The following is a 1,164-nucleotide window of genomic DNA, read 5'->3' as shown; positions in this document are numbered from 1 at the left end:
ATCGATTCTTCAGTGCTGCTCGACTCACCAAGCTCAACGTCAATTCGCGTCACTCTCTGTAAGCCTCTTGGCAGCAGACTACCTCGGCGACCACGCTCACCACGGAAGTTCTCAAGATCAGCAGGTTTCAAACCTAGCTTGCGCTTACCAGCGTACAAGGTTAAAGAAGCACCTTGCGGCAACGCGATTAAGTGGGACAACACTTCTTCACGCTCTTTCGCTTTAGCTGCTGGGATGTTGATAATCTTGTTACCTTTACCTTTCGCTAATTGCGGCAAGTCTTTAATTGGGAACAACAACATACGCCCTTGGTTGGTAATCGCGAGAATCTCATCCGAATCCAGATCGCCGACTTCTTTTGGCGTCATCACTTCAGAATTTGCAGGCAACGTAACCAACGCTTTACCGCTACGGTTCTTCGATAGCAAATCAGCGCCTTTACACACAAAGCCGTAACCAGCATCGGAGCCCACCAGCCATAGCTGATCTTCTTCGCTCATGATCACCTGACGAATACTGCTACCCGCCGTGATGTTCAAGCGACCAGTAATCGGCTCACCTTGACTACGTGCTGATGGCAACGAGTGCGACTCAAGCGAGTAACTTCGACCATCACTGCCAAGGAAGACCGCCGGCTGACTGCTCTTACCGCGCGCATGCGCCAAGTATTTATCGCCTGATTTGTAGTTCAAGCTTTCCGCATCAACATCGTGTCCTTTCGCATGACGAACCCAACCTTTCTCAGACAGAACAACGGTAATTGGCTCACTTGGTACTAGGTCACGCTCAGTCAGTGCTTTTGCTTCAGCACGTTCAACTAAAGGAGAGCGACGGTCATCGCCGTATTTCTCTGCGTCTGCTTTAATTTCTTTCTTAAGCAGAGTGTTCAGACGACGCTCAGAACCAAGCAGCTGCTCTAGCTTCTCACGCTCTTTCTCGAGTTCGTCTTGTTCACCACGGATCTTCATCTCTTCTAGCTTCGCTAGGTGACGAAGTTTGGTATCCAGAATCGCATCGGCTTGAATATCGGTAATACCAAAGCGTTCCATCAACACCGCTTTTGGATCGTCTTCGGTACGAATGATCTCAATCACTTCATCTAGGTTGAGGTAAGCAACCAACAAACCTTCCAAGATGTGTAGACGAGCCATCACCTTGTCTAAA

1 protein-coding gene is annotated in these 1,164 nt (G+C 49.1%); it reads right to left on the bottom strand.

The window, feature by feature from the left end; genetic code table 11:
* Positions 1-1,164 (bottom strand): DNA gyrase subunit A (locus R7Q47_RS25615; protein ID WP_318090177.1); only part of this gene is annotated, 1,164 nt, incomplete at both ends.

The organism is Vibrio sp. Vb0349 (assembly GCF_033338975.1).
The sequence above is the reverse complement of the archived record's forward strand: the minus strand, read 5'-3'. Positions and strand labels throughout refer to the sequence as shown.